This is a genomic window from Candidatus Omnitrophota bacterium (assembly GCA_040755155.1).
Lineage (GTDB): Bacteria > Hinthialibacterota > Hinthialibacteria > Hinthialibacterales > Hinthialibacteraceae > JBFMBP01.
On sequence record JBFMBP010000171.1, the window covers coordinates 17,908 to 28,017 of the forward strand.

Genomic DNA, 10,110 nt, shown 5'->3' on the forward strand with positions numbered 1-10,110 from the left:
TCCTAATCCTCTGGGAGAGGATTAGGATGAAAGTATTATACCGACCTGCATTGAGATAGTTGTTTTTAAAATTCCTCTCCCAAGATGGGGAGAGGTTAGGTGAGGGTTGATATTATTAGACTTATAATCCCATCACCCTAACCCTCTCCCAGAGGGCGAGGGAATTTTAAGTCACATTCTTAATAAGAGTTGGTATTATTCGAAAAACCGCTGCGATACCCAATCTTCCGCCTATTCCAATTCCGTGCTTCCCATCAAATATCGATCGACGCCTCTAGCGGCTTGCCTCCCTTCCGCGATGGCCCAAACCACTAAGGATGCGCCCCGGCTCATATCTCCGGCGGCGAATACGCCGGGTACGTTAGTCATGTAGTTTTCGTCTACGGCGACGGCGCCGCGCGCATGGAGTTGAACTCCGAGATCGTCCAATAGGCCGGTTTTTACGGGGCCGGTGAAGCCCATCGCCAACAACACGAGATCGGCTTCCACTTCGAATTCCGAACCGGGGATTTCGTTCAAAGGACGGCGACCGTCCGGGCCGGGATCTCCAAATTCCACTTTTACGGCGTGCAATTTTTTCACAACGCCTTTCTCGCCCGAAAAACGCTTGGTGCTCACTTGCCAATCCCGCTCGCCGCCTTCTTCGTGCGATGAAGAGGTGCGGAGAATAAAAGGCCAATAAGGCCAAGGCATCAACTCCGTCCGTTCGGCGGGAGGCTTAGGTAGAATTTCATACTGCTTGATGGAAACGGCGCCTTGGCGGATGGACGTACCCAGGCAATCGGAGCCGGTATCGCCGCCGCCCAGGATAACTACTCGCTTCCCTTTGGCCGTAATCTCCCGTTCCGGGGGGATGACGTCGCCCGCCACCCGGCGGTTCTGCTGTTCGAGAAATTCCAAAGCGAGATAAATCCCCTTCAATTCGCGGCCTGGGACAGGCAAATCGCGGGCCGCCATCGCTCCACCCGTCAATAGGATGGCGTCGAAATCCCTTCTCAAGACGCTGGCGGGCAAGTCAACGCCCACGTAAACGCCGGTTTTGACAACAACGCCTTCCGTCTCCATCTGGCGCAAGCGGCGATCGATGAGATGCTTCTCCATTTTGAAATCGGGAATGCCGTACCGCAGCAAACCGCCGGCGCGGTCGGCTTTTTCGAAGAGCGTTACCGCATGGCCCGCGCGCCGCAATTGTTGAGCCGCCGCCATGCCCGCCGGGCCGCCGCCCACGACGGCTACTTTTTTTCCCGTTTCGATCTTGGGCGGAAGGGGAGCGATCCAGCCTTCTTGAAAGGCGCGATCGATGATGCTCCGTTCAATCTCCTTGATCGTAACCGGCGACTGTTGAATATTTAGCACGCAGGATTCCTCGCAAGGCGCGGGACATACTCTTCCGGTGAATTCGGGGAAATTGTTGGTTTTATGCAAGCGTTGGATCGCCTCTTGCCAGCGGTTGCGATACACCAGGTCGTTCCAATCGGGAATGATGTTTCCCAGCGGACAACCCCAATGGCACGTGGGCACGCCGCAATCCATGCAGCGCGCGCCCTGTTCCCGCAATTTTTCGGCGGGAAAATGGGCGTGAAATTCTTTGAAATGCCGAATTCGCTCCTCCACCGGCTTGTCGCGGGGGATCTCGCGTTGATAATCCATGAAGCCGGTAATTTTACCCATGGCTCACCTCTTGCAACTGCAACTCTTCTTGACGGCTCTTCTCCGCCATTTCCAACAGATAACGCTTATATTCCTTCGGCATGACCTTGACGAATTTGGAAAGCGTCAATTCCCACCGATCGAGTATCCGCCGGGCGACGGCGCTACGGGTATAACGATAGTGGTTTTCGATCAATCCCCGCAGTTCATCCACGCTTTCCGGGTCGTCCATCGGTTCCAGGTCTACCATCGCCGAATTGAGCCGCGATTCGAACGAGCCGTCTTGATCGAAAACATAGGCGATGCCGCCGCTCATCCCGGCGGCGAAATTACGCCCCGTCTTGCCCAGGATGACGGCGCGGCCGCCGGTCATGTATTCGCATCCATGATCGCCCACGCCTTCCACCACGGCTCTCGCGCCGCTGTTGCGCACGCAGAAGCGTTCTCCGGCGACGCCCCGGAAATAACACTCGCCGCCCGTCGCGCCGTAGAGAACCACATTGCCGACGAGAATATTCTCTTCCGGCGTGAAGCGCGCCTGCTTCGGCGGATAAATGACGACGCGTCCGCCGGACATGCCCTTGCAGGTGTAGTCGTTGGCGTCGCCTTCCACCGTCATCGATACGCCGTTCGCCAGAAAGGCGCCGAAACTCTGTCCGGCGGAACCGGTGAAACGAATGCGAATCGTATTATCCGGCAGCCCCGCCATTCCATACCGTTTGGTGATTTCGTAGCTAAGCGTCGTTCCCACCGTTCGATGGATGTTCCGGATGGGAAGATCGATCTCTACCGGCTTCCGGCGTTCGATGGCGTCCTTGGCCATTTCGATCAATTGGTTGTCAAGAGCTTTCTCCAATCCGTGATCCTGCGCCGCGTTCCAGCGGATGGCGACAGGCTCCGGCGCTTCCGGCTTGGCGAGAATCGCCCCCAAAGCGAGCGTCTTGGCCTTCCAATGATCGATGTCGTCACGCACTTTCAACAAGTCCATGCGTCCCACGAGATCGTCCATTTTGCGCACGCCGAGCCGGGCCATGATGCGGCGCAGTTCTTCCGCCACGAACAGGAAATAATTGATGATATGCTCCGGTTTTCCCATGAACTTTTTCCGCAGGTTTTCATCCTGGGTAGCCACGCCGACGGGGCAGGTGTTCAAGTGGCATTTCCGCATCATGATGCAGCCGACGGTTACCAAGACGATCGTGGAAAAGCCGAATTCGTCCGCGCCCAGGCAGGCCGCAATGGCGACGTCCCTTCCCGTCTTCAACTGCCCGTCGGTTTGCACGGCGATGCGTCCCCGCAAGTCGTTCTTGACCAGCACTTGTTGGGTTTCGGACAATCCCAGTTCCCACGGAAGACCGGCGTGTTTGATGGACGAAAGGGGCGAAGCGCCCGTGCCGCCGACGTCGCCGCTGATGAGAACGTGATCGGATTTCCCTTTCGATACGCCCGCCGCGACCGTTCCCACGCCCACTTCCGAAACCAATTTTACGGATATCTGAGCGGAGGGATTAGAGTTTTTCAAATCGTGGATCAACTGCGCCAAGTCTTCGATGGAGTAAATGTCGTGATGCGGCGGCGGCGAAATCAACGTGACGCCAGGCGTGGAATGACGCACCCGCGCGATGATCTCGTTCACCTTGTGTCCGGGCAGCTGGCCGCCTTCGCCGGGCTTGGCGCCCTGGGCCATTTTGATTTGCAGCTGCTTGGCGTTGGCGAGATATTCGATCGTCACTCCAAAACGGCCCGACGCCACCTGCTTGATGGCGCTGTTTTTGCTGTCGCCGTTAGGCAGGGGAATATACCGTTCGGGATCCTCTCCGCCTTCTCCGGTGTTGCTCTTGCCGCCTAGGCGATTCATGGCGATGGCGATGGTTTCATGCGTCTCCTTGCTGATCGAACCGAAAGACATCGCGCCGGTGGCGAACCGCTTGGCGATTTCGCGCGCCGGTTCCACTTCCTCCAAAGGAATCGGTTCGGCGCTCCACCGAAAATCGAGCAGTCCCCGAATGGTGTTGCGCTTCATGTTGTCGTCGTTAATCAGCCGCGCGAAATCCTGGTAGGTTTCGAAACTTCCGATCCGGACGGCGTGTTGGATTTTCGCCACGGCATCGGGATTGACCATGTGGCGCTCTCCATTGCGCCGCCATTGATAGTAGCCGCCGATGGCGAGATCGGGACGCCGTTCCATGGTTTTAGGAAAGGCGTAATCGTGGCGCATCTTCGATTCCCGCGCAATGATGTCGAGTCCGATGCCGCCGAGGCGGGAAGCGGTTCCCGTAAAATAACGGTCGATGACGTCCCGCCCAATGCCCACCGCTTCGAAAATCTGCGCGCCGCGATAACTTTGCAGCGTGGAGATGCCCATTTTGGAAAATATTTTCAAAAGCCCCTTATCGATAGCTTTGATGTAATTGTGAATGGCTTCCTCGACGCCGAGTCCATCTTCCAGCCGGTTTTCCTCCGCCAATTGTTCGATGGTTTCGAACGCCAGGTAGGGATTGATCGCTCCCGCGCCGTATCCCACGAGCAGCGCGAAATGCATCACCTCTCTCGGCTCGCCCGATTCGATGACGATGCCCGCCCGCGTCCGCGCCCCTTCGCGAATCAGGTGATGATGAACGGCGGCGTTGGCGAGCAGCGCGGGAATCGGCGCCCATTCCTCATCCACGCCCCGGTCGCTAAGAACGAGGATGCTATAGCCGTCTTCGATGGCTTGCGAAGCATTGGCGCATAATTTTTCCAAAGCGTCGCGCAAACCGGACTCTCCTTCATTGACTCGGTATAGCGTCGAAAAGACGATGCTTTTGATTTTGCCAGTCAAATTGCGAATTTTTTCCATTTCGTCATTGGCGAGAATCGGATGGCTCAATCGCAACTGGCGGCAATGGACGGGCGTTTCGTCGAAAAGGTTTTGCTCCGATCCCAGCGTAGAATCCAACGACATGACCAATTCTTCGCGGATCGGATCGATGGGAGGATTGGTCACTTGGGCGAAGAGTTGCTTGAAATAGTTATAGAGCAACTGGGGCTTGTCGGAAAGACAAGCCAGGGGCGTATCGTTCCCCATCGATCCCACCGGCTCCTTGCCAAGCTCCGCCATCGGACCGATTAGAACCTTCAAATCCTCGTCGGTATACCCGAAAACTTGCTGGCGGCGCAGCCGGTCTTGCGTTTCCCTCGCCGGACCGGAGAGTTTTTTGGGCGCCGGCATATCTTCCAAGCGAATCCGGTTTTCCTTCAGCCATTGGCCGTAAGGGCGGCGCGACGCCAGATCGCGCTTAATCTCTTCGTCGTTAATGATCCGCCCTTGCTCCATATCGATCAGGAACATGCGGCCTGGTTGCAGCCGTCCCTTGATTTTGACGTTTTCAGGCGGAATATCCAAAACGCCCGCTTCGGAAGCCATAACGACGAAATCGTCGTTCGTCACCCAATAACGGGAGGGACGCAGGCCGTTGCGGTCCAAAACCGCGCCAATGCGGATTCCGTCCGTAAAAGCAATAGAGGCGGGGCCGTCCCAAGGCTCTATCAGGCAGGAATGGTACTCGTAGAAATCTTTCTTTTCCCGGCTCATGCTCTCATGGCCGGACCACGCTTCCGGAATCAACATCATCATGGCGTGCGGCAGCGAGCGCCCGGAAAGCGAAAGCAATTCGAAGGCATTGTCGAAAATGGCGGAATCGCTGGCGTTGGGCGTCGTTACGGGGAATATTTTCTTGATGTCGTCGCCGAAAAGTTGCGATGCGAACATCGATTCCCGCGCATGCATCCAATTGACGTTTCCCCGCAGCGTATTAATCTCCCCGTTATGGGCGAGGCAGCGGAAAGGATGCGCCAAATCCCACGTCGGAAACGTATTCGTGCTATAGCGTTGATGGATAAGCGCCATCGTGCTTTTCATGGAAGGATAACTCAAATCGGCGTAATATCCCGCGATCTGATCCGGCATCATCAATCCCTTATAAACGATCGTGCGATGGGATAGGCTGGGAATATAAAAATACCCCGCTTCTTCCTTATGGGCGCGCGCCGCTTTTTCGGCGATTTTGCGGATAACGTAAAGCTTGCGTTCGAAATGGGCGGAGTCTTTGAATCCGGCGCCGCGTTGGATAAAAATCTGGCGAATGACCGGCTCCACGCTGCGGGCCAGCCATCCCAGACGCGAGCTGTCGCAGGGAACGTCCCGCCATCCCAATACTTTCTGTCCTTCGTCGCGAACGGTTTTTTCCAATAACTGTTGGATCCAGGCGCGCTTGTTCTCCTCCTTGGATAGAAAAACCATGCCTACGCCGTAATCGCCGCAAGGCGGCAGATCGAAGGAAAGCGATTCCGCTTCCCCGCGGAAAAACTCGTCCGGCATTTGAAAAAGGATGCCCGCACCATCTCCCGTTTCCGGATCGCAGCCGCAGGCGCCGCGATGCGTGAGATTGATCAGGACCTCTATGCCTTTCAGGATGATGTCGTGCGAAGGGACGCCTTGAATATTGGCGACGAATCCCACGCCGCAGCTGTCGTGTTCGTATGCAGGATCGTATAGTCCTTGTGGTTGCGGAAGGTGTTCCTTTATCATCGGCCAAGCCTTCTCTTTCTTCATGCTCATATCGATCTAAGGGCGTTCGTTCGAATCCGGGGCGCTTTCAAATAGGATGCGATTCTCGACGAGGCTTATCGTTCGCCCTTTCGTTTGCGAATCATGCGTCATCGTCTATTGGCGGCAATCTCTTAAGCTGAATGGCATGATTTCGACTTTATAGTTATCCCGGCTTTGACAAAGAATCCGAATAGCAGAAACAGTTGTTGGATATAGTATAATTTCGTCCCGATGGCGCCGCCTGGATGAAAAGAGATGGAAGCGATTCCAACCATTTCCCATGTTTTCCCGCTGGAGGCGGCCTAAAAATATTGAACCGTTATTATAACGGAGATAAACCGATCCCATCAAGGATTGGCGTCGATTCCAACGGCCTCCGGCGCCTTATAATTATACTTTGGCGGAAATGGCGAGGCGCGCATCCACCTATTGAAAAATGCCGGCTTTGCACGATTGACCGTCTTGCCGCTTGAGAACGGCGCCGCCCGAAGGAAAGCGGATGGAATCGAAGGCGTATTTTCTTTCCTGGCATTCTCGCGCAGGAGTTGATACTATTTATTTCTCGCGGCCTGATCGATGGGATAACTTCAGCGGCAAGCGGCGGTTGTTTTAACTATTGAGCCTCTTGCAAAATTCCATTATTCCTCCCCCAAGCCTGGGGGAGGTTAGGAGGGGGTTGTCTTAAGTCTATTAAAATCAACCCCCCTCTAACTCCCCCCAATCTTGGGGGGAGAATTAAAAAGCGGATTTTATGAATTTTGCAAGAGCCTCTATTCCCTCTTTTTTAAACGCCTGGTAAATCGTAGAGTGGATCGAGCGAAGCAAACCCCGCCAATGTCTCTCACCCTTCGGCTTGCTCCCGCCGTTTTAACGGCGGATTATTGAAATTTGCCCCTTTAAAAGGGGCATTTAACAATAGTCCAGCCTTTTAAGGCTGGGTGCTTCAACAAGTCCAAAATATTATATCTCGTCTGCGCTGTATGAAAAGCGGTGAAAGACATTCGCAATCTCTTTGAATCAAGCCTGTTCCGGATTTTCATCGGCTGCGGCGGATTTCAATGTTTTCCATAAAGCCATTATCTCTGCTTTCACCTGCAGCGTGATATCCTGATAAGATCCATCCATGGGCATAAAAGGCTTCCCGAAAGCGATCTTCACTACTCCCCGTTTGGGGATGATCCTCCCCCGCAGCATGATATTTTCTCCCCCCGCGATCGCCGCCGGGATCAATGGCGTTTGCAGATTCTTTGCTAAAATGCCGATTCCCTGTTGAAATTCCATCAATTCGCCCGTTACGCTCCGTGATCCTTCGGGAAAAAGCAGTAGGCTCCATCCCTCATCCAACAATTCGCCCGCATAAGCCATGCTTTGCCGGTAGCCTGACGTCTGCGGCAATGGAAAGATATTGATTAACGTCGTCGCCAGTTGCCAAGCGGCCCATTTTACGGCGCGAATTCTCCAAGGCTTCCCGGCGGCGTCGAAATACTCCTTCCAGGCGGCGGGACAGATGCGCCGGCCTAAGCGCGGCGGCGGTAAATTCTGTATTAGCAACGTATCCACATGACTGGTATGATTGGAAACGATGAAAACCGGCCCTTGCAGGTCTTGGATATTTTCTAATCCAAAAACTCGGATATCGCAGAATATCTTGAGAAAGGGTTTTACCAGCAGCGCGTTGGAAACTACCCTTGCCGCGCGCCAGAACGGCGACAGCGTCCAACGCCGAAAAACCAACGGCGATGCGCCTTCCCTTCTCTTCGCCAAATAGTCCTCCAAATCTCCCAGTTTTGCATCCGCCGCCGCCGCTCCGTCGTCAATATCGAGGCGGTATTCCTCTTCCAGCCGCGAGATCAGTTCCACCCGATCGATGGAGCTCAATCCCAAATCATTCCCCAGCTGGGCTTCCGCAATCAAATTGTCCGGTTGGCAATGGGCGATTTCGCATAGAATGCGGCGCAAGGGGCTGGCGGCGGATTCGTCGCAAGATTCGCGGGTGATCCTACCGGACAGCGTAATTTTTTTGACTTCGTTCTTTTTGATTTTCAACGTCGAGGTTTTGGGAAATTCCGGCTGCGTCCAAACGCTGAACGAGGCGATTTTTTGCTCCGGCGTTAGCTGCCTATTCGCTTCTTCTACGATTTGCTGCGCTTCCAACTTTTCGTCCTGCAACAGAAGAACGGCGTGGATCGTCTCTTCATGCTCGCCTGCGCCGAAGACGCACGACTCCTTGACGGCGGGATTCTTGTCCAAAACGCGCTCGATATCTTCGGGATAAATATTCACCCCGTCGCTGGCGACGATGACATCCTTAATCCGGCTGCGAATGAATAGATTCCCTTCTGCATCGAATTCGCCCGCATCGCCGGTCTTGAACCAACCATCCTCGAAAGAATCCTTCGTCGCTTGCGGACGGCGGTAGTAGCCGGGAAAGACGTTCGGCCCCCGCGCTTGGATTTCTCGATCCGCCATTAACCGGATCGCCACGCTATCTAGCTGCGTTCCCACCGAACCCAACCGGCTTTTTCCCAAACGAGTCGCTGTAAGAACAGGACTGGTTTCCGTCAGGCCGTATCCTTGCAACAGTTCGAATCCCAGCCCTCGCCAGAAGGCTTCCACTTCCGCATCCAACGGCGCGCCGCCGCATACGAAAAGATGAAAACGGGTATTGAACCGTTTATGAATGGGATAGAAATACCATTTCCGCGTCATGTGCGGCAGAAAACGAGAAGCGGCGAGTCCCAGCCGCAGATAACTCGAGAGATGTTTCTTTTTTATTTCGCTTTCGATCCGTTGTTTTAATATAGTCATCAGACGCGGAACCAGGATCATGACCGTGATCTGCTCGCGCCGAAAAACATCGAACAGGGCGGATGGCTTCAATACCCGCAGATACAAAACGCTTCCGCCGCCCGCCAACGGCGTCCAGAATCCGCCGCACTGCTCCAACGCATGACTCAACGGCAAAACAGAAAGCAGATGATACGTGGAATCGACCGGAACCACTTTCAATAAATCCGTCGCATTGGCGGCCATATTGCCCTGCGTGAGCATTACGCCTTTAGGATCGCCGGTGGTGCCGGAAGTATAGACAATCTCCATCAAATCGCCGGGCGCAATCTCGGCCGATTTCTTCAGCGGCGATAAATCGGCGATCCGCTTGAACAACGTTTCGATAATCAAAGAAGGGAAGGGAAATCCGGGATTTTTTTTGGTCTGAGCGCGGATGAGCAGCTTCGCTTCCGTCTCTTCGCCCACTCGCCGCACGAAATCCGCCTCGTTGCGCGCATCCAGAGGGACGAGCACGACGCCGCTGAGAGCGCAGGCGCAATAAACGGCGGCCCATTCCGGACCATTGGGCGCCCATAAAAGCAACCGATCGCCTTTCCCGATTCCCCGTTCTGCGAAAAAGGCGGCGCAACGTTGGGCTTGATCGTACAATTCAATATAAGAATAACGGAAAATGCGGAATCCGTTATAAAATCGAATGGCCTCCCGCGCTCCTCTTTCGGGAAATCCGCCAACAATTTCCGCCAGAGTCGCGAAAGGCGGCGAGACGCAGGCTTCCTCTAGGACAACCTTCCGCATCGAATGGGAATCCCTCCAAAAGTTGGGACTGTGAGACTGTGGGACTGTGGGACTTTGGGACTTTGGGACTTTGGGACTTGGAGACATGGGGACTTGGGGATTCAGTCTCCCTTTCTCCCCGTCTCCCCGTCTCCCCGTCTCCCCGTCTCCCCGTCTCCCCGTCTCCCCGTCTCCCCGTCTCCCTGTCTCCCTGTCTCCCTGTCTCCCTGTCTCCCAGTCTCCCAGTCTCCCAGTCTCCCAGTCTCACAGTCTCCCAGTCTCCCAGTCTCCCAGTCTCCCAGTCA

At 54.9% G+C, this 10,110-nt stretch carries 3 protein-coding genes; all 3 read right to left on the reverse strand.

From position 1 onward, the window contains the following. Positions 1–231: 231 nt before the first annotated feature. Positions 232–1,671, reverse strand: a complete 1,440-nt coding sequence (locus tag AB1656_26400; protein MEW6238931.1) for a glutamate synthase subunit beta — start codon at positions 1,669–1,671, stop codon at positions 232–234. Beyond that, positions 1,664–6,220 (reverse strand): glutamate synthase large subunit, encoded by a 4,557-nt coding sequence (gene gltB, locus AB1656_26405; GenBank protein MEW6238932.1) that lies wholly within the window; start codon positions 6,218–6,220, stop codon positions 1,664–1,666. The genes AB1656_26400 and gltB overlap by 8 nt, the downstream gene beginning before the upstream one ends. Before the next feature lie 1,038 nt (positions 6,221–7,258). Next, complete coding sequence (locus AB1656_26410) at positions 7,259–9,826, reverse strand: AMP-binding protein (GenBank protein MEW6238933.1); 2,568 nt, start codon at positions 9,824–9,826, stop codon at positions 7,259–7,261. Positions 9,827–10,110: the final 284 nt, after the last annotated feature.

Excerpts from the sequence above, each read along its gene's own strand:
- gltB (MEW6238932.1), bottom strand. The coding sequence starts at position 6,220 with ATGATAAAGGAACACCTTCCGCAACCACAAGGACTATACGATCCTGCA.
- AB1656_26400 (MEW6238931.1), bottom strand. The coding sequence starts at position 1,671 with ATGGGTAAAATTACCGGCTTCATGGATTATCAACGCGAGATCCCCCGC.
- AB1656_26410 (MEW6238933.1), bottom strand. The coding sequence starts at position 9,826 with ATGCGGAAGGTTGTCCTAGAGGAAGCCTGCGTCTCGCCGCCTTTCGCG.